We start from the raw sequence: 21,606 nt of genomic DNA on the forward strand, positions 1-21,606 counted from the left end.
GCCGCAACTCGTCGCCTTCGGCAACGGCGTCATGCGGCTTTCGAGAGCGGATCGGCGACGTCCTCGAGCGATTTCCCTTCGGCGTCGATCCCCCACACCAGGGCCGCGGCGCCCGCGCCGATCATGAGCAGCGCCGCGCCGGCGTAGCCGAGGAAGATCGGCCAAGGCTGGCCGCCGCCGATCAGCACGCCGAAGACGTAAGGGGCGACGACGCCGCCGAGGCCGGTGCCAATGGCGTAGAACACCGCGATGGCCAGCGCCCGGACCTCGAGAGGAAAGGCTTCGCTCGCCGTGAGATAGGCCGAACTCGCCGCGGCGGAGGCGAAGAAGAAGATCACGCACCAGGCGAGCGTCTGCGTGACCGCCGTCAGCGCGCCCTGCGCGAACAGCCAGCCCGTGACGAGCAGCAGAAGACCGGAGGCGACATAGGTCAGGCAGATCATCTTCCGCCGCCCGACCGTGTCGAACAGAGGCCCGAGGACCAGCGGCCCGATGACGTTGCCGAAGGCGAAGGGCACGAGATAGAGCCCGATGTGGGTAGCCTCGACCGCGTAGAACTTCGTCAGGATCAGCCCGTAGGTGAAGAACACGGCGTTGTAGAGGAACGCCTGGGCGATCATCAGCGCGAGCACCAGCGCGGATCGACCCCGATAGACGCCGAAGATCGCGCGGAAGATCAGCCCGAAACCGAAGGTGCGGGCGGGATGGATTCGCAGCGATCCGGTTGCCGGCGGCAGGGTCTGGCCCGTCTCGGCCTCGATGCGCCGCTCGATGTCGGCGACGACCGCCTCGCCCTCTTCGATCCGGTCGTGGCACGCGAGCCAGCGCGGACTTTCCGGCACGTGCCGGCGGGTGAACAGGATGAAAAGGCCCAGCACGGCGCCAAGGCCGAAGCCGAGCCGCCAGCCGAGATCGACCGGGAACCAGCCTGAGTCGAGCAGCACGACGCTCGCCAGCGCCCCGACGCCGGCGCCGGCCCAGAAGCTGCCGTTGATGATGATCGCGATCCGGCCGCGCAGCCGCGCCGGCATCAGTTCGTCGATCGCGGAGTTGATCGCGGCGTACTCGCCGCCGATGCCGATCCCGGTGATCAGCCGGAACAGCGCGAGGCTCCAGAAGTCCCAGGCGAAGGCCGAAAACAGCACGCCGACGATGTAGACGCCGAGCGTCGTGAAGAAGATCAGCCTGCGGCCGAGCCTGTCGGTCAGCCACCCGAAACCCAGCGCGCCTCCGACGGCGCCGATGAGATAGGCCGAGGCGAGAGCGCCGATGTCCGCATCGCTCAGCGCGAGCGTTCCAGGGTCCTGCAGGCGCGGCGCAAGCGCCCCGACGATGGTCACCTCGAGCCCGTCAAGGACCCAGGTGACGCCTAGGGCGAGCACGATAAGTCGATGGATTGGCGACCAGGGCAGCCGGTCCATGCGGGCGGGAATGTCGATCTCGACGGCCTCGCGGCCGCCGAGCATGGCGTTGGAGCTCAAGCCTGACCGGCGCCGCGCTCCGCCACCCGACGCTCCCAGGCCAGCGCATGACCGACGATCGCGTCGAGGTCGTCATGGCGAGGGCGCCATCCCACCGTCTCGCGGATGCGGGTCGGATTCGCCACCAGCGACGCCGGGTCGCCATCGCGACGCGGGGCGACGTGCACGGGAAAATCGACGCCGGCGCAGCGCTTCACGGCGTCGATCACCTCGAGCACGGACGCGCCCCGGCCATAGCCGCAGTTCGCGACGAAGCTGTCGCCGCCGGCCTCGAGGTGATCGAGCGCCAGGAGATGGGCGTGCGCGAGGTCGCTGACGTGGATGTAGTCGCGCACGCAGGTGCCGTCCGGCGTCGGATAGTCGTCGCCGTAGCATTCAAGGTGGTTGCGCCCGCCGAGCGCCGCTTGGGCGGCTACCTTGATCAGATGCGTCGCGCGCGGGCTCGACTGGCCGGCCCGGCCGTCGGGATCGGCGCCCGCCACGTTGAAATAGCGCAACGCGGCGTAGGAGAGGCCGTAGGCGCGCGACATGTCGGCCAGCATGCGCTCGGTCATCAGCTTCGAGGCGCCGTAGGGCGAGATCGGATCCAGCGGCTCGTCTTCGGTGAGCGGCTCGTCCGATCCCTCGCCGTAGACGGCGGCGGTCGACGAGAACACCACGCGCTTCACGCCCCCGGCGACCGCGGCGGCCAGCAGCGCGCGGGAGCGGACGGTGTTGTTGAGGTAGTAGTCGAGAGGATCCCGCACCGAGTCCGGAACGACGATCGATCCCGCAAAATGGACGATCGCGTCGACGTCATGCTCCACGATCGTCTTCGCGACGAGGCGCTCGTCGCCTACGCACCCCTTCACGAAAGGCACGGTCTCGGGCACCGCCCGGCGAAAGCCCGTGGACAGATCGTCGATCACGACGACGCTGCGTCCGGCGTCCTTGAGGGCAAGCACCATATGGCTGCCGATGTAGCCGGCGCCGCCTGTCACAAGAACAGCCATCCCATCCCTCCGTCGATCTCATTTGGACAATCTCAGGTGGGTCATCTCGGCGCGGAGTTCGCCTCTTCAAGTGGTCGAAGGCTAATAATCCAAGCCGAGACTCACAGGATCGGGCGGGGCGAAAGCTCCTTCTCGAAGTGCTGCGCAAACCGGGCCATCGCGCGCGGGTTGTCGATCGTGAGCTTGCCGTCGGCCAGAGCGAAGAGGCCCTGGCTCTTGAGGCGGGCCATGGTTTTGTTGGTGTGCACCAGCGACAGGCCGAGTGCGTCCGCCACGTGCTGCTGCGTTAGAGGGAAATCGAGCGTCCGGCCATTCACCAGCCCGAGCGCCTCGGCGCGCTTGAACAGGCCCGCGAAAAGCGAGGCGATGCGCTCCGCCGCGCTGCGCCGTCCGACGGTCAGTAGGTTTTCATCCAGGATCGCCTCCGACTGCGCCGCGAGCCAGGTCAGGTCGTACGCGAAGGCCGGCATCCGCTCGAAAACGCTCCAGAGCCTCCGGCGCGGGATCAGGCAAAGCTCGACGTCGGTCAGGGCGATCGCGCCGTAAAGCGCTTTTTCGAACAGCGACGCCTGCAAGCCCAGAAGATCGCCGGGAAGCGCAATGCTGAGGATCTGCCGCCGCCCGTCCGGCAACTCCTTGTACCGGAAGGCCCAACCCGAAAAGACGGTGTAGAGTTCGGCGCCGTTCTGCTCGGGATTGATGATGTCGGCCCCGGCCGGCAGGCGGAGATGCTCCGACTTCAGCGTTTCCAGGAAAGCCACCTCCTCGTCGGTCTTCTGACGGAAGGCATTCCTCTTTCGCAGGGGGCACCGGGAGCAGCGCACGAACATGGTCACGCTCGGCAGATTTCGTAGGATGGCCGCGGCCTGCGGCAGCTGTAGAGACCCCAATCGACACAGCGGCGCTATGTGAAAACACACATTGGCGCCCGTCGATAGGGGATAAATTCCAACCGAGCCGACGCAGCCATGCGAAGATCATCCTGCCGCTGCATCGTTGACATCCGCGCCCAGGACTTGCTCATTCCACTCGCCGCGCCATTTCGCTGCCACAGCGCTTCCACTGCGTTCCTGCACCGACACCGCTTGTCCGGATTATTCTCGTCATGGCTCTCGCCGACACGATCGCACCTCACCTGCCTTTTCTCCGTCGCTACGCCCGCGCCCTGACCGGGCGGCAGGACAGCGGCGACGCCTATGTCGCGGCTGTCCTCAAGGCGCTTATCGCCGACCCGCGGATCTTCCCCGTCGACACCGACCCGCGCGTCGGGCTTTACGCCATCTTCTCGCGCATCTGGTCGTCGGTGGCGCTGAACGTTGAGACGGGGCTAGAGGCCGCCCAGGCGGAGCGCACCATCGAAGCGCTGACGCCACGGTCGCGTCAGGTGTTCCTTCTCGTGTCCGTCGAAGGGTTTTCCCCTGCCGAAGCCGGTCAGATCCTGGGCCTCTCACACGGTGAGATCAACACGGCGATCGACGAAGCGGGGCGCGAGATCGCCGAGCAGGTGGCGACGGACGTGCTCATCATCGAGGACGAGCCGATCATCTCCATGGATCTCGCCAAGCTGGTCGAGGATCTTGGCCATCGGGTCGTGGGCACGGCGCGCACCCACACCGAGGCCGTCGCCATGGCCGCGAAGACGAATCCGGGCCTGGTCCTGGCCGACATTCAGCTCGCCGACGGCAGCTCCGGGCTCGAGGCCGTTCAGGAAATGCTGCCGAAGCTGGAGGTGCCGGTGATCTTCATCACCGCCTACCCCGAGCGCTTGCTCAGCGGCACGCGGCCGGAGCCCGTGTTCCTGGTCACGAAGCCCTTCCAGGCCTCGACGGTGAAGGCGATCGTCAGCCAGGCGCTGTTCTTCGGCGCCCGTGCGCGTAACCCTGATCGCGCTCCCGCCTGAGCGGCGATCTCGCGGTTTTCGTTAGGAATGAACACGGGCCGGATCGATGATCCGGCCCGTGTTCATTTTGGACCCCTCATACCGCCGCCGCCCCTGAAACTTTCCTGTCATCTCCGCGTTATCGCTCCGACGACGCCATAGAGCCCGATTGAAATGGGCAGGCGCGGCGGCAGGCCGGGAGACGAAGATGGCGAAAGCGACGGTGCTCAAGGTCGCGTCCTCGAGCGACGAGAAAATCGGAACAGGCCTGAGCGACGCCGATCGAAAGGTCATCGCGGAGACGCTGACCGACCTGACGGTCCAGACCTACCGTCTGTTGCTTCGCTCCCAGGTGGTCCACTGGAACGTCACCGGACCCCTCTTCCAGCCGATCCATACCCTCACCCAGCAGCATTATCGCGATCTGTTCGCAGCGATCGACGAGATGGCCGAGCGCATCCGCGCGCTCGGGCACGTCATGCCGACCGGAAAGGCGACGTCGGGCTTGGACAAGGCCCTGTCGCTCGGTTCGCGGATGACCGCGCAGGCGATGCTCGAGGAGCTCGCGGAAGACCACGAAAGCCTTGCGCGCGTCGTGCGCGAAGGCGCAGCCGAGGCGGAGGACCGTCGGGATTTCGTGACCCACGACCTGCTGACCGCGCGGCTGGCGTTCCATGAGAAAGCCGTCTGGATGCTGCGAGCGATCGCAGAAAACTGAACGTAACCCGCTCCTCCGAACCTAATAAGAGGACACGATCATGGCTTACCTGACCCACAGTCCATATCGTGCGTATCCCGTTTTCGCCCGCCGCGATCAGGCGGCGGAAAACAACCGCCAGATCGGCCGCTGCCTGATCGCAGCGCTGGGTGTGTCGGTGGCGGTTTTCGCCCTGTCGTCGGCCGGCGTCCGTACGGAACAGATTTCCACTGTTTCGAAGGGAGACCGTCTGGTCGCGGCTGGAGTCGCGCCTACATCCGAGGTCGCGGCATTCGGCTCGAACGTGACAGTCGCGGTTCGGCACGACGATCGGGCGGAGCGCGTGACCACCGTCAGCAAAGGCGAGGTTGCGGGCTTGGGCGCGGGATCGCCTTACGCCGCGCGCTGACGAGCACGCGGCGTAAGGCGAACGACCGGTTTGGAGTTCACGGATTTTTAGCGTTAGCGGAACGTCAAGCGTTCGACGTCATGCTTGGTCGTTGCGTTCGGGGGCGTGCGCTGGAACGGCGCAGAACGTGAAAGCGGGCTTCACGTTCGCATGAAGGTGATTTGATGACTCAACGGAAGGCGGACGACACGAAGCTCGATACGGATGTGCAGTCGCACATCGGGCGTCAGCTCCGAGCCGGATATGTCGACATCCTGAACCAGCCGGTGCCGGATCGTTTTCTCGAGTTGCTGGCCGAGCTTGACGCCAAGCAGGTCGATCCGCCAGCTGACGATACGGACGACGCGCGTCAGAATGGTGCGCGATGATCGAGCCGCAGCCGCGGGCCCCGCGCGACGAACTGCTGATTCACATTCCTAGCCTGCGCGCCTTCGCGGTGTCGCTTTCTGGCCAGATCGACCGGGCGGACGACCTGGTTCAGGAAACGCTGGTCAAGGCTTGGCGCAACCTCGGCAGCTACACCGAGGGCACGAACATGCGCGCCTGGCTCTTCACAATCCTCCGCAATGTCTACATCTCGGACATTCGGCGGCGAAAACGCGAGGTGCAAGACACCGACGGCGTGTTCGCCGAGAGCGTCGCCGTCGCTCCCGCTCAGAACGGCCACATGGATCTCGTGGACTTCCGGAAGGCCCTCGATGGTCTCCCGGAGGAGCAACGTGAAGCTCTGGTGCTGATCGGCGCCGCCGAATTCTCCTACGAGGAGGCCGCTGAGATCGCGGGCTGCGCCGTGGGAACCGTCAAAAGTCGCGTCAACCGCGCTCGCAACGCGCTGGCGCGAAAGCTCAATCTCGACGTCAGCGAGATTGGACTCGAGCCCGCCCTCCGCGCGGCTCTCGGGCCGCAGGATCGGTCTGGCGTCGCTTGACCTCGCTCTGTTAAGGCCGTTCGACGCTCGTTCGCCGGTCCGGTGATCCCCGTGTTGAAGACGCTGCGCAGCCGTATCGCGCTCCTCCTGATCGCGGCCAATTTCCCGGTGATCGTTCTCGCCGTATGGATCGGCGTGCGCGATTTCCGCGCGGCCGATCTGGTCGATCGCGATCGGCTGGTTCAGGCCGCAAACCTGGTGGCTGCACGCGCCAAGGGGCTCGCTGCTGAGAGCCGGCTCGACGACGCGGCGCGGCGGACCGTGTTCCAGGACGGCGACTCCCGCGCAATGATCGCCGCCGCCATCCTCGACCGAGGCGGCCAGGTTCTCGCCGAGGACTCGCCCGCCTCGTTTGGAGGGGCGTGGCTCCCTCCGGACGGAGCGCCTCGCGATCCGCTTGCCAGCGACCCACGGATCCGAAAGGCGCGCGGCGCCGACGGACGCCCCTATCGCTATGCGCTCGCTCCGGTGCCGGGAAGCGAGGCTGTCGCGATCGCCGCCGCGTCGTTCGATTTCATGGGGCGGCGCCAGACCCAGGGGCTTCTGCTCGCGCTCGGCATGCCGGCGCTGATGAGCCTGCTCTGCATCGGCCTCGTCCTGTTCGGCATCGAGCGCTTCGTCCTCAAATGGCTTCGCGCGCTGCGCGTGACCGCTGAAGCAAGCCAGGGCGATCGCATGGACGTGCGCGCCGTGGACTTCGAGAAGGCGCCGCTGGAGATCGCCCGCCTTGGGGACGCGCTCGACGCCATGTCGGGACGGATCGAGGAGCGGTCGCAGGCGCTGACCACGGCGCTCGACGAGCGCGACCGGCTTCTGCGTGAGCTTCATCACAGGGTGAAGAACAATTTCCAGATGATCGCCAGTCTGCTCGCGCTGCAGCGTCAGGAAGCGCCGCAGTCCTTGTCGGCGGTGCTGCGCGCGCCGGAAGACCGGGTGCGCGCGATGGCGGCCGCTTACAAGGCGTCCTACGCCAGCGGCGAGATCGGTCACGTCGAGGTCGGCGAGCTGATCCGGGACGTGGCGCTGCAGGCGCGCGACGCGGTGGGCGAACGGCGGTTCGAGGTCAACATCCTGACGCAGGGGCCCGTCGGCGAGGTCGACCTCGACAGGGCGGTGCCGCTGTCGCTGCTGGTGATGGAACTGCTGAGCGCCGCGGCCGCGGCGGGCGGAGACGCGTCGCTCTCGATCGTCCAGCGCCCCGGCCGCCGCTTGGCGTTGATCATCGAATCCCAGAACCAGAACTGGCTGCCCACGACCGGCCTGCCGCTCCGCCTCATCCGCGCCTACACCGAGCAGATCGGCAGCGCGGTGGGCGATTGGCGCCAGGGCCGGGTGGAGTTCGAGGTTGCGCTGGCTTCGGAGGAGCCGAAGATCGGAATGGCGCGCTCTGCGACTGCGAAGCGTTGACGCCCTTGCGGGCGCGGGCGTCGTGGGCCTAATTGCCGCCATGGCTCCTCCCCTTCTTCTGCTCAAAGACGTCCGCCTCACCTTCGGGGGCCGTCCGCTGCTCGACGGCGCCGAGATCTCGGTCTCGGCAGGCGAGCGCCTCGGCCTCGTCGGCCGCAACGGCTCGGGCAAATCCACCCTCCTCAAGATCGCGGCCGGCCTCGTCGAGGCCGACGGCGGCTCGCGCTTCGTCCAGCCCGGCGCGACCATCCGCTACCTGCCGCAAGAGCCCGACCTGTCGGGCTTCGCAACCACGCGCGCCTATGTCGAGGCGGGCTTGGCCCCCGGCGATGACGAGCACCGCGCGTCCTACCTGCTGATGGCGCTGGGTCTTACTGGCGACGAGGCGCCCGCCACGCTGTCGGGCGGCGAAGCGCGCCGCGCCGCGCTCGCCCGCACGCTCGCGCCCGAGCCGGACATCTTGCTGCTGGACGAGCCCACCAACCACCTCGATCTTCCCGCGATCGAATGGCTCGAGGCGGAGCTTCGGAACTCTCGTTCCGCGCTCGTGCTCATCAGCCACGACCGCCGCTTCCTCGAGAACCTGACCCGCGCCACGTTGTGGCTCGACCGCGGCCGCACCCGCAAGCTCGACAAGGGGTTTGGCGTGTTCGAAGCCTGGCGCGACGAACAGCTCGCGCAGGAGGAGCTGGAGCGCCACAAGCTCGACCGCCAGATCGAGCGCGAGAAGGACTGGCTGCGCTACGGCGTCACCGCCCGGCGCAAACGCAACATGGGACGGCTGCGGGCGCTGGACGACCTGCGCGAGAAGCGGCGGACCCAGCGCAAGGCGCAAGGCTCGGTGCAGCTGACCGTGACCGAGGGCGCGACCTCCGGCGCGCTGGTCGTGGAGGCGAAGAACGTCTCCAAGGCCTACGACGACCGTCCGATCGTGACGGACTTCTCCACCCGCATCGCTCGCGGCGACCGCATCGGCCTGGTGGGCGCGAACGGAGCTGGCAAGACCACCCTTCTGAGCCTGCTCACCGGCGCGCTGGCGCCCGACGAGGGCCTGATCCGGGTGGGCGCCAACGTCGAGATCGCGACCCTCGACCAAAAACGCGCGAGCCTCGACCCCTCGACCACATTGCGCGAGGCGCTGACCCATGGCCGCGGCGACACGGTGGAGGTCGGCGGCCAGACCAAGCACGTCGTGTCCTACATGAAGGACTTCCTGTTCGGCCCGGAGCAGGCGGGGTCGCCGCTTTCGGCGCTCTCCGGCGGCGAACGCGGCCGCCTGTTGCTCGCCCGCGCGCTGGCGCAGCCATCGAACCTGCTGGTGCTGGACGAGCCGACCAACGACCTCGACCTCGAGACGCTGGACCTGCTGCAGGAAATGATCGGCGAGTATCCCGGCACCGTGATCCTCGTCAGCCACGACCGCGACTTCCTCGACCGCACGGTCGACGCCGTGATCGCCTCCGAGGGCGACGGCCGCTGGCAGGAGTACGCCGGCGGCTACGCCGACATGGTCGCCCAGCGCGGCCGCGGCGTCGACGCGCGAGGACCGGCGGCCTCGCAGCCCTCCGACAGGTCGAAAGCGCCGCCCTCCCCGGCCGCTCCGCCCGCCGCGCGGAAGAAGCTGTCGTTCAAGGACCAGCATGCGCTCGAAACCTTGCCGAAGCGCATCCAGGCACTCGAGGCCGAGATCGCGAAGCTCGCGGCGAAGCTCGGTGACCCGCAGCTCTACGCCCGGGACCCGAAGGCCTTCGCCAAAACGAGCGACGACCTCGCGAAGGCGGAGGCCGAAAAGGCCGCGTCGGAGGAGCGCTGGCTGGAGCTCGAAATGATGCGCGAGGAGCTGGCGGCGGGCTGAGGCCATGCGGCTGAAATGAAGTGCGTGCTTCCGCTCCTCAGCATGAGGATGTGGTGGGTCGCCGCCGTTCCGCCCGCCTCCCTCATGCTGAGGAGCCGCGCGTCAGCGAGGCGTCTCGAAGCACGCACTTCAGTCGCATCGGTTTAGAGCGGAACAGAACCGGCGGGGCGCAGCGGACCTTCAAAAATATGACCCCGATCCCCATCGCCGACCCCGACGACTCGCGCGTCGCCCCCTACCGGGCGGTGCGCGAGCGCGACGTCGTGGGCCGCGGCGAGCGCTTCGTGGCCGAGGGCGAGGTGGTGCTGCGCCTGCTGATCGAGGGCGGACGCGGCGCCCCCTCCGTCCACGCGCCAGAAAGCCTGCTGATCGCGGAAAACCGGCTCGACGCGCTCGGCGACCTTCTCGCGAAGCTGCCGCCCGAGATCCCTGTCTACGCGGCGGGGCAGGCCGTGATGGACGCCGTGGTCGGCTTCCACATTCACCGCGGCGTCCTCGCCATCGCCCGCCGCGCGCCGCCCGAGACTGCAGCGGAGCTGCTCGCCCGCCTGCCGGCGAAGGCTCTGGTCGTCGCGCTGGTCGGCGTCGCGAACCACGACAACGTCGGCGGCATCTTCCGTAACGCCGCCGCCTTCGGCGCCGACGCCGTGCTGCTGGACGACACCAGCTGCGACCCGCTCTACCGGAAGGCGATCCGGGTGTCGGTCGGCGCGAGCCTCATTCTGCCCTTCGCCCGCGGCGGATCAGGCGACGACCTGCTGGACGCGCTGGCGGCGCAGGGATTTCGGACATTGGCGCTCAGCCCCGCGGGAACGCACGCCATCGGCGCCGTTTCGCCCGCGCCGCGCACCGCGCTGCTGCTGGGCGCGGAGGGGCCGGGCCTCCCCGCCGACATCATGGCGCGGACGACGACAGCGCGCGTGCCGATGGCGGCGGGCTTCGACAGCCTTAACGTGGCGACCACAAGCGGGATCGCGCTCTACGCGCTGACCTCCGCCGCCCGCGCGGCAGGGTAAACCGCGGGGATCCCTCCTCGCGCCGAAGGCGTGGGGAGGGTGGCCCTTGGCGAAGCCAAGGGTCGGGTGGGGTCTTGGGCGTGGGGCGACTGTGGATGACGAGCTTCGTCCTTGACCCACCCCACCCGGCCGGGCTCCGCCCGTCCACCCTCCCCTTCCGGGGGAGGGACGCCCACGCTTCGTTCTGAAGGCGGGACGGTCGGCGTCGCGACGTCCGCGAAGCGGCGTCGCTCACCCGCCATTCAGCACCTTCAAGAACACGTCGCCGAACGCGTCGAGCTTGGCCGCGCCGACGCCCTTCACCTTGGCGAGCGCGGCGGGCGTCTGCGGCTTGGTGGCGGCCATCTCGACCAGCGTGCGGTCGGCGAAGATCACATAGGCCGGCACGGCGCGGGCGATCGCCAGCTCGCGCCGGAGCGCCTTGAGGCGACCGAGCAGCTCGCCGTCAACCCCGTCGAAGCCCGCGCTCTCGGCCACCATCCGCCGGCGCTCGCGTTTCTTCTCCTTGGGCTTGGCGATCGTCACCGTCTCCGCGCCGTCGAGAATACGCCCGCCCTTAGGGCTGAGCTGCAGGCCGCCGTAGGCGCCCGCTTCCACCTTGAGCGCGCCCAGCGCCACAAGCTGGCGGACGATGCCGCGCCACTCCGCCGCCGGCCGGTCGGCGCCCTTGCCGAAGCCCGGCAGACGGTCGTGGCCGCGGGCCTCCACCGTCTCGGACATGTGGCCGACCGCGAGCGCCACGATGTGCGCCGCGCCGAAGCGCTCGCCGGTGGCCGCGACCAGCCCCAGCAGCAGCCGCGCCTCCCGCGTGCCGTCGATCACCTCGGGCGGGTCGAGGCAGACGTCGCAGTTGCCGCACGGGCCGGTGGTTTCGCCGAAGTAGGCGAGCAGCGTCTGGCGGCGGCACGAGGTGGTCTCGCAGAAGCCCACAAGCGCGTCGAGCCGGCGCGCCTCGACGCGCTTGCGCTCATCGTCGCTGTCCTGCTCGTCGATGAAGCGGCGGCGGGTGCGCACGTCTTCGAGGCCATAGAACATCAGCGCTTCGGCGGGCGCGCCATCGCGCCCCGCGCGGCCGATCTCCTGGTAGTAGGCCTCCAGCGAGCCCGGGATGTCGCCATGGACGACGTAGCGCACGTCAGACTTGTCTATGCCCATGCCGAAGGCGACGGTCGCGACCATGACGACGCCAGGCTCCGCCAGGAACGTCTCCTGCGCAGCCGCCCGCTCGGACGCCTCCAGCCCGGCGTGGTAGGCGAGCGCGTTGACGCCGGACTTCTTGAGGTTCGCAGCGGTCTCCTCGACCTTCTTGCGCGACAGCCGGTAGACGACGCCGCTCAGGCCCGGCCGCGCAGTGACGTAGCGCTCGATCGCGGTCCCGACGTCGCGCTTGTCGGCGACGGAGATCGCGATGTTCGGGCGGTCGAAGCCGGACACGAAGGAGTCCGCCTTACCCGAGAAAAGCTTTTCGATGATGTCGGCGCGGGTGGCGTCGTCGGCGGTGGCCGTCAGGGCCACGATCCGGGCGCCGGGGAGCGCGTCCTTCAGGCGGCCGAGCGTGAGATACTCCGAGCGGAAGCTGTGGCCCCACTGCGAGATGCAATGCGCCTCGTCGATCGCCACCAGCGACACCGGCAGACGCCCCAGCGCGCCCAGCATGCGCTCCGTCATCAGCCGCTCGGGCGCCATGTAGACGAGCTTGGCCTCGCCGGACGCCACCCGCCGCCAGGAGGCGACGTTCTCGTCGCGCGACTTCGCGGAGTGGATCGCCTCGGCGCAGACACCGTCGAGGCGCAGCCCCGCGACCTGGTCGTCCATCAGCGCGATCAGCGGCGACACGACGACCGCAAGCCCGCCGGAGACCAGCGCCGGCACCTGATAGCACAGCGACTTGCCCGCGCCGGTCGGCATGACGGCCAGCACGTCGCGGCCGGCGAGCAGCGCGTCGATCACCCGCTCCTGCCCGGGGCGGAACTCGTCGAAGCCGAAGGCCGTCTTGAGCACGCGCCGCTTCTCCGCCTCGAGCGCGGGCTCGAGGGCGACGGACGAGGGGAACGTCAGGGCGGCGGAGGACACCGGCCATCTCTAGCGGATTCGGGGGGCGCATGCGCGGGTCGAAGGCGGATTGCTTCTGGATAACGCGCGCCCGACGAGGGGTTCCCCGCGATCGAGAGCGCCGGCGTGCTTCGAGACGCCTCGCTTCGCGAGGATCCGGCATGAGAAGACCTGAGCTAAGCCTCCCTCCTCATGCTGAGGAGCCTTCCAAAGGATCGCGTCTCGAAGCACGCGCTGGATCCTCACAAGAACCCCTTCGTCTTTGAGGCCAACGCGCCGTTCCCACACGTCGCATCCCGTCGACGCCCGCCTTATGTTACCGAACGGCTGATCCGGGAGCCCGCCGATGACCGACGCCACTCTGCCAGCGCCCGCTCGCACCGCCGTGACGCGCGAGAACGTCTACCGCGCCGTCTGGCGCTGGCACTTCTACGCCGGGCTGTTCACCCTGCCGTTCCTGTTCATCCTCGCGGTCACCGGCGGCGCCTACCTGTTCCGCGACGAGATCGACGGGCTGGTTCACGCCGACCTTAAGTCGGTCGAGGCGCGCGCCGCTGCGCCGCTTGGGGCGGACGCGCTGATCTCCGCAGCGCTGAAGGCCCACCCCGGCAAGGCCGCGTCGTTCCGCGGCGCGTCGACGCCCGCTGGTTCCGCCGAGGTCACGCTGCGCGACGGCCACGGGCCCGGCCAGGTGGTCTACGTAGACCCCTACGACGGCCGCGTTCTCGGCGCCTTGCCCGAGGGCGGCTCGGTGATGGACTATGTCCGGCGCCTGCATTCGCTCGCGCTGTTCGGTCGGCTCCCGACCGCGCTGATCGAGATCGCGGCCGGCTGGGCGATCGTGCTGGTGGCGACGGGGATCTACCTGTGGTGGCCGCGCGGCCAACGCGGCGGCGTGGTGACGGTGCGCGCGACGCCGGCGAAACGCGTGTTCTGGCGCGACCTTCACGCCGTCACCGGCGCTTTCGCCGGCGTCTTCATCGCCTTCCTCGCGCTCACCGGCATGCCATGGTCGCTGGTGTGGGGCGCGGGGCTGAAGACGGTGCTGGCCCAGGCCGGCGGCGGCTACCCCAGCGGCGTCCGCGCCAACATCCCGATGTCGCCGGTGCCGACCGGCGTCGCCATCCCCGGCACGGGCTGGACCCTGCAGGCTGCGCCCATGCCGCAGTCCACGCCGCAGGACGCGCCGCCGCTCGGCGTGAACGCCGCCGCGACGATCTTCGCCGACATGGGCTTTCCCGCCGGCTATGGCCTCGCGCTGCCAGCCGGCCCGAACGGCGTCTACTCCGCCTCGGCCTACCCAGACGACGTGAGCGGCCAGCGCGTCGCCCACATCGACCAGTACTCGGGCATGACGCTGGTCGACGCGCGCTTCGCCGACTACGGCGCCGCGGCCAAGGCGATCGAATGGGGCATCAGCGTCCACATGGGCCAGGAGTACGGCCGCGCGAACCAGCTCTTCATGCTTGCGGTCTGCCTCGCCCTCGTCGGACTCTGCGTCTCGTCCCCCGTGATGTGGTGGAAACGGCGGCCGAAGGGCTCGCTGGGCGTTCCCCCGCCGCCGGTCGACGCCCGAGCGACGATCGGCGTGGTGGCGATCGTCGCGGTCGCGGGGCTGGTCTTCCCGCTGGTGGGGGCGTCGCTGCTCGCGATGCTCGCCTTCGACGCCTTGCTCATGCGGCGGCGAAGGCGGGCGGACCGATAGGCGCGGAGGTCGCGCGCTCGCGGTTCAGTGCCCCATGTGCATCTCGGCGCCCTTCGGCTCGCCCGCCGGCCGATAGCCCACGGCCTCGACGGCGAACTCGACGTCGACCGTTCCCGCCTTCTCGAACGTCAGCGTGGCCTTCAGTTTCTCGCCCTGTTTGAGGGGCTGCTTGAGGCCGACGAACATGATGTGCTTGCCGCCCGGCGTGAACTCCACCTTGCCGCCGGCCGGCGCTTCGGCGCCGTTCGAGAGCGGGCGCATCTTGGCCACGCCGTCTTCGGTGAGGCTCTCGTGCAGCTCGGTCTTGTCGGCGAAACTCGCGGCGACTGAGACAAGGCGGTCGGCCTCCTTGCCCGTGTTCGTGACGACCAGGAAACCGCCGCCGACCTTGGCGCCCGGCGCCGTGGCGCGGACCCAGGGGTGGGCGATTTCGAGGGCGCCGGCCTTGTACTCGTGGGCGGACGCGGCGGCGGCCATGAGGCTGAGGGTGGCGACAACGCCGATGACGGTGCGGATCATGATCTCGTTCTCCGGGCGGAGGGGCTGACGCCTCGTCTCCGCGGGATGGACAGGGGCTTGGCTCAGGTGGGACGCGCCGGCGCCGGCGGCCCGCGGGCCATGCCCATCCGCCGCGGCGCGCCGGGGATCGCGCACGCGACGCCGACGCCGGAGACGCCTGATGGCGTCGTCGCCAGCGCGCCGACGGCGGGCGACGCGGCGTCGAGGACGGCGGAGGGCGGGAGGCGGCAGAGGTCGTCGCAGGCGCAGAGCGCAGCCGGATCCTCGGTCGACGCCGGGCCCGCCCCGCAGAGCGCGGCCAGGCCGTCGACGCTCGCCATGCGGCCCGCATGGGCGCTGGCGGCGGCCGACGCGACGACGCCCTCGACCGCCAGCAGATAGGCGGCGACGAGCGCGAGCGCGCGGAAAAGGCGGCTGACCCGGATCATACGCCAGTCTTAGCCGCGCTTAGGCCCCGACGCCACGTCCACTGCGAGGCGGCGCCGCGGTGACGACGATCCGGCCGTCCGCGGTCCAGGCCACGCGGGCCCCGGCGAGGGTCGCGGCGCCGGAGGAGGTCGCGGAGGTCCGTTCGAACAGGCGCTCGAGCCGGTCGAGCCGGACGCGGGTCTTCCCCAGCGCAGCCACCGCTCGGCCGAGCAATCTGAGGCGGATCTCGGCGGGCAGAGCCGCCGCCTCGGGGGCGATGACGGCGCGGTTCGGCGCGAGGCTGAGATGGGCCGCCGCCGCCTTCTCCTCGACGGCCAGGAGCGCGTCCTCCGCGCGGGCGGCGCGGCGGGCGAAGACGCCGAGGCGCTCCGCCGTCAGGCCCTCGTCCTCCAGAACCGCGCGGCCGGCGCGGAGGCGGGCGCGGCAGAAGGCGGGGTCGGCGTTCATGGCGTCCTCGGACCAGCCCCAGCCGCGCGCCCGCAGCGTCGCGACCAGCCGGGCCTTGGGCACGCCGAGCAACGGCCGCAGATGCACCAGCGGCCCCCTCATGCTTTTGGGCCGCATGGCCGCGAGCCCGGCCGGGCCGCTGCCGGCGGCGAGCCGCATCAGCACCGTCTCGGCCTGGTCGTCGAGCGTATGGGCGGTGGCGAGGGCCTCGGCGCCGATCGCGGCGGCGTGGGCGGCGAGCGCGGCGTAACGGGCGTCCCGCGCCGCCTCCTCGATCCGCGCGCCGCGGGAGCCTAAGGGCGCCTCCAGCCGGGCGTGCGGCAGGCCGAGCGCGGTCGCGGCCCTGGCGACGGCGCGGGCTTCGGCGGCGGATTCAGGACGGAGAGAATGGTCGACGGTGGCGACGGACAGCCGGGTCCCGGTCCGCCCCGCAGCCCAGTCGGCGGCCAGCGCGAGCAACGCCATCGAATCCGCGCCGCCGGACACGGCGATCAACACGAGGTTAACTCCGGCGAACGTCGGGGTTAACAGCGCGTCGATTTCGTCCGCGCTGAGCGGCGCGGCTTCGCCGCAGCGGCCGTCGAGCACGAAAACCGTCTCCTCGCGCGTGGTCGGCGCCAGCTTAGGCGTCCGAAGGGCGCGGCGTAAGCCCGACTACGAGCTTGCCCGACGTCAGCAGGAGATGCGCTTCAGCTCGCGGTCGGTCTGCGGCTTGATGCGGGCGTACTTCTTGCCGGCCTCGGCGATGGTCGCGCAGGCCTCGTCCTTCTTGCCCATGCCGTTCAGCGACATCCCAAGCTTCATCATGCTCTCGGGCGCCTTGGCGGACTGCGGGGCGTCCACGTAGATTTTATAGAAGCTGTCGGCGGCGTCGGTGTACTTCTTGCGCTGGTAGAGGCTCTCGCCCAGCCAGTACTGCGCTTCGGCGGCGCGCGGGTCCTTGGGATAGGCGCGCAGGAAGTCGCGGAAGGTCGAGTCCGCCAGTTCGTAGTCGCGGCGCTGGATGAAGCCGACGCCCATGTCGAACTGGTCGCGCGGATCGCCGGTGCCGACCGACATGCCGCCGCCGCCGCTCTGAGGCACGGCGCCGGTCGGGCCGACGGCCGCGCTTTGACGGGCGCCGGGCGGGCGGATGCTCATCGGCGCGTTCGGATCGTCGCCGGGACCGCCGTCGTCGATCAGGCCGCCGATGGTGTCGCCGCCGCTGCGAGGCGCGCCGAGGTTGGACGGCGCGCCTCCGGAGCCGGACGGACGCCCCGCCGGCGGAGCCCCGAGGTCGCCGACCGTCGCGCCGCCGCCGGCTCCGGGGCCGGCGTCGCCCCGCTTGCCGGGCTTCGCGCCGCCGCCCTTGCCGCTTTCCAAATCCTGGAGGCGGAAGTCGACGTCGCCCTGGAAGCGCTTCAGCGCCTCGTCGTTGCGCTTGGTCTGAAACTGGATCTCGTCGAGCCGCCCGTTCAGCTGCCGCATCTGGTTCTCGAGCCGGTCGAGCCGGACCGCGATGTCGGCGAGCGAGGACGACTGGGCCGGCTGCACCGGCGAGGAGTAGGCCGGGCGCTCCTCGCGGCCGGCGCCGAAAAAGGCGAGCTTGGTCTCGAGGCCCTCGACGCGGCTCTCCAGCCAGGACGGCGCCGGCCCGGAGCCGGCCTCCATCGCCGTGGCGGCGAAGGGCGCGCACGTCAGGACGGCGCCGAGCGCCAGGCGTCGGACGAGCGATGAGCGCGCGGCTTTGAACATGGGTGCGACGAATCCGAGCTGATAGAGCAACGATTTCACGCGGTTAAGCGTCCAGTTCGGCCGAATTAGGGCCGGGTCCGGCGGCGCAGGCCGAAGCCTGGAGCCGCCGGACCCGAAGTCGATCACATTCCGGCGCCGCCCTGCAGCACAGTAACCGCGCGGCGGTTCTGCGACCAGCAGGAGATGTCGTCGCACACCGCGACCGGCCGCTCCTTGCCGTAGGACGTGGAGCGGATGCGGCCGCCGCCGACGCCGCGGGCCGCGAGGTAGTCGCGGGTGACCTGCGAGCGTCGCGCGCCGAGCGCGAAGTTGTACTCGCGGGTGCCGCGCTCGTCGGCGTGGCCTTCGATCAGGATGCCGTAGCGCGGGTAGCGCGACAGCCACTGGGCCTGCTTGTCGAGCGTCGAACGTGCGGTGCTGGTGAGCTCGGTCGAGTCGGTCTCGAAGAAGACGCGGTCGCCGACGTTCACGACGAAGTCCTGCTGGCTGCCGGGAGGGCCGCCGCGGCCGCCGGCGCCGTAGCCGCCCGCCCCGTTCATGCCGTCCATGCCGTCGCCGGCGCCCTTTTTCGCGCAGGCTGCCAGAAGCAGCGTCGCGCAGATCGCGGCCGCGAGCTTTCCGCCCTGGCCGATACGCATGGCACGCAACATCCCCGATGACTCCTTGTGGCTTTCGGTTGCCGCAACCATAGCCGTCTCCCAGTTAACCGAAGGTTCCGTTAGGCTTAAACGTTCGTTACCGGACCCTGCGCGGCCGATCGTGTCGGAGCGATGGCTGCGCCCGCGGTCGGCCGCGTTTTCAGATCGTCTGAGTCTTTGAAGACACACGCCCCGTCATGCGCCGCTTCGGAGGACCCATCTTGGACTTCGAGCGGAAGGCGCTCTCCGGGCCTGTTTGGCGGTGACGGAAGGCGGCCGTTGGGCGCAGTGCGTGCTTCGGGGCGCCGCCCTATGGGCGGCTCTTCAGCATGAGGCGCGTTTGAGTTTCGGAAGGTGAAACAATCAAGAACGCCCTCATGCTGAGGAGCCCGCCTCTCGGCGGGCGTCTCGAAGCACGCACTGCGCCTCAACTCGGATTTCCAAACGCGTCGGCTCGCCCGTTCGAAGCGCGACCGAGGATCCTTACGGCCGTCATGCCCCGGTTTATCCGGGGCATCCAGACCAGATCATCGAGAGGGAGAGCGGGAGGCCTGGATGCCCCGGATAAACCGGGGCATGACGCGCGCGCGTTCAGGAAAGCGTCCCCTCCCCGCAAAAGCGGCAAGAGAACGTCGCCTCAGTTCAGCGGGGGGGACCAGGCGGGGTCGGAGGCGAAGCCCGGGGTGGGGACGACCTGCTCGTTCCGGCCGGTGACGTCGATCGAGTAGATCTTCGGCCCGGCGCCCTGCTCGCGGAAGAACATCAGCACGCGTCCGTTCGGGGCCCAGGTCGGGCCCTCGTTGTGGAAGCCTTCGGTGAGGATGCGCTCGCCGGAGCCGTCGGGGCGCATCACGCCGATCGCGAATTTGCCGCCGGACTGCTTGGTGAAGGCGATCAGGTCGCCGCGCGGCGACCACACCGGGGTGGAGTAGCGGCCGTCGCCGAAGGAGATGCGCTGCGCGCCGCCGCCGCCGGCGCCCATGACGTAGATCTGCTGGTTGCCGCCGCGGTCGCTCTCGAACACGATCTTGGCGCCGTCCGGCGAGTAGGAGGGCGAGGTGTCGATCGCGCCGCTGTCGGTCAGCCGCGTGGTCGCGCGCGAGCGAAGGTCCATGGCGTAGAGGTTGGAGTCGCCGCCCTGCTGAAGGCTCATGATCACCTTCTGGCCATCGGGCGAGAAGCGCGGCGAGAAGGTCATGCCGGGGAAGTTGCCGACGACCTCGCGCTGGCCGGTCTCGATGTTCAGCAGGTAGACGCGCGGCTCCGCGCGGCCGAACGCCATGTAGGTGATTTCCTGGCTGGTCGGGCTGAAGCGCGGCGTCAGCACCAGCTCGTCGCCGCCGGTGATGTAGCGGGAGTTGAAGCCGTCCTGGTCCATGATCGCGAGACGCTTGACGCGGCGGTCTTTCGGGCCGCTCTCGTCGACGTAGACGACGCGGGTGTCGAAGTAGCCTTTCTCGCCCGTCAGCTTCTCGTAGACCATGTCGGCGATCAGGTGCGCCACGCGGCGCCAGTTCTTGTCGGTGAAGAACTGCTGGCCGTCGAGCTGGTTGCCCGCGAACACGTCCCACAGCCGAAACTCGGTCCGCACGCGGCCGTCGCCCTGCCGCACGACGCGGCCCGTCACCAGCGCCTGGGCGTTGATGATGCGCCAGTCGCCGAAGCGGGGCGCCGAGTCGGTGTTGGTGATCTTCTCGATGAAGGCCTTGTGGTCGATCGGCGCGAACAGCCCAGAGCGCTTCAGGTCCGCCTCGACGACGCTCGCGATGTTGCGGGCCATCTCGGCGTCCGCCCCCTGCCCCAGGAACTCGGGGATCGCGATCGGCATGGGCTGAACGTTGCCCTGGTTGATGTCGATGTTGACCTGCGCGCGCGCGGCCGGGGCCATCGCCGCGAGCCCGATCAGGGTGGCGATGACGGCCAGGGCGCGGAGGAGCTGAGCAAGTGAAAGCGACATGAGGGCTATCCGTTTCGGGCGGCCGGTGCGGCCGGCGGAGACAGGACGAAGAAAATGGGCGGAGCCGGGGCTACGCGCACGGTCGGGCGGAGGGCGCGCCCCGGAGGGCGCCGTTCTGAGATGCGGTCGGCTGGGCGAACGAGACGAAAGCGCTCATCCGCCGGCCATGTCGCGCGGATCGAAATTGATCGTGACCTGCTTCCAGTAGTCGTATCCGGAGGCCGGCAGCTTCAAGGGGGCGCAGCGCTGCACGGCGCGGGTGGCGGCGCTGGCGGCGGCGCGGAACGCCGGGTGCGACGACGAGTTGACCACCGTCGGTCCGTCGGCGATCGAACCGTCCGCGTTCAATGAGAACTGAACGCGCACCACGAGCGACTCCGAGCCGGACGCGCCGATCGGCGGGCTCCAGCACTGCATGACCTGTTCGCGCACGGCGTTGTCGATGCCCGTGCGCTCCGACAGCGACAGCTTGCTCGCCGTGCCGCGCGCCGTGCCGGCGGTGGTCTCCGGCGCCGCGTCGCGCGCCGCGGCCGCCTTCCGGCCGGGATCGCGCACATCCTTCATGGCGCTGTCGCTGGAGGACGCCTTGTTGCCGAGCAGGCTCGCGATCTTGGCCGGGTCGAACTTGCGCTCGGCGGCCTTGGCGGCCTTCTCGGCGTCCGCCTTCTCCTTCGCGGCCTTCTCGGCCTTGGCGAGCTTCTCGGCTTCCGCCTTGGCGAGCTTTTCGGCCTCGGCCTTCGCGGCCTTCTCCGCGTCGGCCTTAGCCTTGGCGAGCTTGTCCGCCTTTTCCTTCGCGGCCTTCTCGGCGGCCGCCTGTTCGGCCGCAGCCTTTTCCTGAGCGGCCTTTTCCTGCGCCGCCTTCTCCGCGGCGGCGGCTTTTTCGGCCGCGGCCTTCGCGCGCAGTTCGGCGTCGGCGGCCTCCGCCAGCTTCTCGGCCTTCTCGGCGGCGGCCTTGTCCTGCGCCGCCTTCTGAGCGGCCTGAGCGGCTTTTTCCTGGGCGGCCCTGGCCTGAGCGGCCTTGTCGGCCTCCGCCTTGGCTGCGGCCTGTTCGGCGGCGGCCTTCTCCTGCGCGGCCTTTTCCGCCTTCTCCGCCTTGGCGGCCTTTTCAGCGGCGAGCTTCGCGGGGTCCGGCTCGGGCTTCGGCGGCGCCTCGGCCTGCGCAGGCGTGGGCGGCGCCGGCGGCGGGGGCGCCTTTACGTCTTCCTTGGCGATCGGCGTGTCGTCGTCGACCGGTTCGGACTCGGCCTCCGCGACCTGCTCGGCCTTCTGCTTGGGCGCGTCGACCTTCTTCGAGGTCTTCGAGCCCTTGGTCATGGCGTCGAATTCCTGCGGGGTCAGAATCTCGACCGGAAGCGCTTCGGTCGGCCCGACGTCGAAAGGCTTCGCGACGCCAAAATTCCAGATCCCCCAGGCGAGGACCAGGGCGTGCGCCGCCGAGGAGGTGACGAGGCCGGCACGCAT

At 69.6% G+C, this 21,606-nt stretch carries 20 protein-coding genes; 9 read left to right on the plus strand and 11 right to left on the minus strand.

Going from position 1 to position 21,606, the window contains the following annotated elements; translation table 11 throughout:
* Positions 1-29 precede the first annotated feature (29 nt).
* From K244_RS0111240 to K244_RS0111250, 3 genes are all read right to left on the minus strand, one after another.
* Positions 30-1,481: an MFS transporter gene (locus K244_RS0111240; RefSeq protein WP_036305696.1), complete on the minus strand. Its 1,452-nt coding sequence runs from the start codon at positions 1,479-1,481 to the stop codon at positions 30-32.
* The gene (gene galE / locus K244_RS0111245) at positions 1,478-2,473 is read right to left on the minus strand and encodes a UDP-glucose 4-epimerase GalE (protein WP_020186367.1); all 996 of its coding nucleotides are present in this window, start codon (positions 2,471-2,473) and stop codon (positions 1,478-1,480) included. The genes K244_RS0111240 and galE overlap by 4 nt, the downstream gene beginning before the upstream one ends.
* 101 nt (positions 2,474-2,574) lie before the next feature.
* Positions 2,575-3,303 (minus strand): Crp/Fnr family transcriptional regulator, encoded by a 729-nt coding sequence (locus tag K244_RS0111250; RefSeq protein ID WP_020186368.1) that lies wholly within the window; start codon positions 3,301-3,303, stop codon positions 2,575-2,577.
* A 275-nt stretch (positions 3,304-3,578) separates the two neighbouring features.
* Between K244_RS0111250 and K244_RS0111255 the strand changes: the two genes are divergently transcribed.
* The 8 genes from K244_RS0111255 (at position 3,579) to K244_RS0111290 (ending at position 10,664) form a co-directional block, all read left to right on the plus strand.
* Complete coding sequence (locus K244_RS0111255) at positions 3,579-4,373, plus strand: response regulator (protein WP_020186369.1); 795 nt, start codon at positions 3,579-3,581, stop codon at positions 4,371-4,373.
* Positions 4,374-4,560: 187 nt separating this feature from the next.
* Positions 4,561-5,070: a DNA starvation/stationary phase protection protein gene (locus K244_RS0111260; RefSeq protein WP_020186370.1), complete on the plus strand. Its 510-nt coding sequence runs from the start codon at positions 4,561-4,563 to the stop codon at positions 5,068-5,070.
* Positions 5,071-5,110: 40 nt separating this feature from the next.
* A complete protein-coding gene (locus tag K244_RS0111265; protein ID WP_020186371.1) occupies positions 5,111-5,458 on the plus strand; it encodes a hypothetical protein in 348 nt (115 codons plus the stop codon).
* A 164-nt stretch (positions 5,459-5,622) separates the two neighbouring features.
* Positions 5,623-5,826, plus strand: a complete 204-nt coding sequence (locus K244_RS0111270; RefSeq protein WP_020186372.1) for a NepR family anti-sigma factor — start codon at positions 5,623-5,625, stop codon at positions 5,824-5,826.
* Complete coding sequence (locus tag K244_RS0111275) at positions 5,823-6,386, plus strand: sigma-70 family RNA polymerase sigma factor (protein ID WP_020186373.1); 564 nt, start codon at positions 5,823-5,825, stop codon at positions 6,384-6,386. The genes K244_RS0111270 and K244_RS0111275 overlap by 4 nt, the downstream gene beginning before the upstream one ends.
* A 51-nt stretch (positions 6,387-6,437) precedes the next feature.
* Positions 6,438-7,793, plus strand: a complete 1,356-nt coding sequence (locus K244_RS0111280) for a sensor histidine kinase (RefSeq protein WP_245259762.1) — start codon at positions 6,438-6,440, stop codon at positions 7,791-7,793.
* A gap of 40 nt (positions 7,794-7,833) precedes the next feature.
* Positions 7,834-9,648: an ABC-F family ATP-binding cassette domain-containing protein gene (locus K244_RS0111285; RefSeq protein ID WP_020186375.1), complete on the plus strand. Its 1,815-nt coding sequence runs from the start codon at positions 7,834-7,836 to the stop codon at positions 9,646-9,648.
* Between the two features lie 188 nt (positions 9,649-9,836).
* The gene (locus K244_RS0111290; RefSeq protein WP_020186376.1) at positions 9,837-10,664 is read left to right on the plus strand and encodes an RNA methyltransferase; all 828 of its coding nucleotides are present in this window, start codon (positions 9,837-9,839) and stop codon (positions 10,662-10,664) included.
* A gap of 231 nt (positions 10,665-10,895) precedes the next feature.
* Here the strand turns inward: K244_RS0111290 and recQ are convergent, their stop codons facing one another.
* Positions 10,896-12,737 (minus strand): DNA helicase RecQ, encoded by a 1,842-nt coding sequence (gene recQ, locus K244_RS0111295; protein WP_020186377.1) that lies wholly within the window; start codon positions 12,735-12,737, stop codon positions 10,896-10,898.
* A gap of 325 nt (positions 12,738-13,062) precedes the next feature.
* Between recQ and K244_RS0111300 the strand changes: the two genes are divergently transcribed.
* On the plus strand, positions 13,063-14,421 hold the full coding sequence (locus K244_RS0111300; RefSeq protein ID WP_020186378.1) for a PepSY domain-containing protein: 1,359 nt from the start codon (positions 13,063-13,065) through the stop codon (positions 14,419-14,421).
* A gap of 24 nt (positions 14,422-14,445) precedes the next feature.
* Here K244_RS0111300 and K244_RS0111305 read toward each other — a convergent pair whose 3' ends face one another.
* From K244_RS0111305 to tolA, 7 genes are all read right to left on the minus strand, one after another.
* Positions 14,446-14,940, minus strand: coding sequence for a copper chaperone PCu(A)C (locus K244_RS0111305; protein WP_020186379.1), 495 nt, complete (start codon positions 14,938-14,940; stop codon positions 14,446-14,448).
* 62 nt (positions 14,941-15,002) lie between these two features.
* Complete coding sequence (locus K244_RS0111310; protein WP_020186380.1) at positions 15,003-15,368, minus strand: hypothetical protein; 366 nt, start codon at positions 15,366-15,368, stop codon at positions 15,003-15,005.
* A gap of 19 nt (positions 15,369-15,387) precedes the next feature.
* The gene (gene tilS / locus K244_RS0111315) at positions 15,388-16,404 is read right to left on the minus strand and encodes a tRNA lysidine(34) synthetase TilS (RefSeq protein WP_020186381.1); all 1,017 of its coding nucleotides are present in this window, start codon (positions 16,402-16,404) and stop codon (positions 15,388-15,390) included.
* Between the two features lie 84 nt (positions 16,405-16,488).
* Complete coding sequence (ybgF, locus tag K244_RS0111320) at positions 16,489-17,550, minus strand: tol-pal system protein YbgF (protein ID WP_020186382.1); 1,062 nt, start codon at positions 17,548-17,550, stop codon at positions 16,489-16,491.
* Positions 17,551-17,672: 122 nt separating this feature from the next.
* Positions 17,673-18,188, minus strand: coding sequence for a peptidoglycan-associated lipoprotein Pal (gene pal, locus K244_RS0111325; RefSeq protein ID WP_020186383.1), 516 nt, complete (start codon positions 18,186-18,188; stop codon positions 17,673-17,675).
* Positions 18,189-18,825: 637 nt separating this feature from the next.
* Positions 18,826-20,145 (minus strand): Tol-Pal system beta propeller repeat protein TolB, encoded by a 1,320-nt coding sequence (gene tolB / locus K244_RS0111330; RefSeq protein WP_020186384.1) that lies wholly within the window; start codon positions 20,143-20,145, stop codon positions 18,826-18,828.
* Between the two features lie 153 nt (positions 20,146-20,298).
* On the minus strand, positions 20,299-21,606 hold the full coding sequence (tolA, locus tag K244_RS0111335; protein WP_020186385.1) for a cell envelope integrity protein TolA: 1,308 nt from the start codon (positions 21,604-21,606) through the stop codon (positions 20,299-20,301).

Origin of the sequence: Methylopila sp. 73B (genome assembly GCF_000526315.1) — a bacterium.
In the GTDB taxonomy this organism is placed as follows: Bacteria; Pseudomonadota; Alphaproteobacteria; order Rhizobiales; family Methylopilaceae; genus Methylopila.

What these genes read in the sequence shown, in the direction of transcription:
- galE (WP_020186367.1), bottom strand. Translation starts at nt 2,473, where the DNA reads ATGGCTGTTCTTGTGACAGGCGGCGCCGGCTACATCGGCAGCCATATG.
- K244_RS0111250 (WP_020186368.1), bottom strand. Translation starts at nt 3,303, where the DNA reads ATGTTCGTGCGCTGCTCCCGGTGCCCCCTGCGAAAGAGGAATGCCTTC.
- K244_RS0111255 (WP_020186369.1), top strand. Translation starts at nt 3,579, where the DNA reads ATGGCTCTCGCCGACACGATCGCACCTCACCTGCCTTTTCTCCGTCGC.
- K244_RS0111260 (WP_020186370.1), top strand. Translation starts at nt 4,561, where the DNA reads ATGGCGAAAGCGACGGTGCTCAAGGTCGCGTCCTCGAGCGACGAGAAA.
- K244_RS0111265 (WP_020186371.1), top strand. Translation starts at nt 5,111, where the DNA reads ATGGCTTACCTGACCCACAGTCCATATCGTGCGTATCCCGTTTTCGCC.
- K244_RS0111270 (WP_020186372.1), top strand. Translation starts at nt 5,623, where the DNA reads ATGACTCAACGGAAGGCGGACGACACGAAGCTCGATACGGATGTGCAG.
- K244_RS0111275 (WP_020186373.1), top strand. Translation starts at nt 5,823, where the DNA reads ATGATCGAGCCGCAGCCGCGGGCCCCGCGCGACGAACTGCTGATTCAC.
- K244_RS0111285 (WP_020186375.1), top strand. Translation starts at nt 7,834, where the DNA reads ATGGCTCCTCCCCTTCTTCTGCTCAAAGACGTCCGCCTCACCTTCGGG.
- K244_RS0111290 (WP_020186376.1), top strand. Translation starts at nt 9,837, where the DNA reads ATGACCCCGATCCCCATCGCCGACCCCGACGACTCGCGCGTCGCCCCC.
- K244_RS0111300 (WP_020186378.1), top strand. Translation starts at nt 13,063, where the DNA reads ATGACCGACGCCACTCTGCCAGCGCCCGCTCGCACCGCCGTGACGCGC.
- K244_RS0111305 (WP_020186379.1), bottom strand. Translation starts at nt 14,940, where the DNA reads ATGATCCGCACCGTCATCGGCGTTGTCGCCACCCTCAGCCTCATGGCC.
- K244_RS0111310 (WP_020186380.1), bottom strand. Translation starts at nt 15,368, where the DNA reads ATGATCCGGGTCAGCCGCCTTTTCCGCGCGCTCGCGCTCGTCGCCGCC.
- ybgF (WP_020186382.1), bottom strand. Translation starts at nt 17,550, where the DNA reads ATGTTCAAAGCCGCGCGCTCATCGCTCGTCCGACGCCTGGCGCTCGGC.
- pal (WP_020186383.1), bottom strand. Translation starts at nt 18,188, where the DNA reads ATGCGTATCGGCCAGGGCGGAAAGCTCGCGGCCGCGATCTGCGCGACG.
- tolB (WP_020186384.1), bottom strand. Translation starts at nt 20,145, where the DNA reads ATGTCGCTTTCACTTGCTCAGCTCCTCCGCGCCCTGGCCGTCATCGCC.
- tolA (WP_020186385.1), bottom strand. Translation starts at nt 21,606, where the DNA reads ATGCGTGCCGGCCTCGTCACCTCCTCGGCGGCGCACGCCCTGGTCCTC.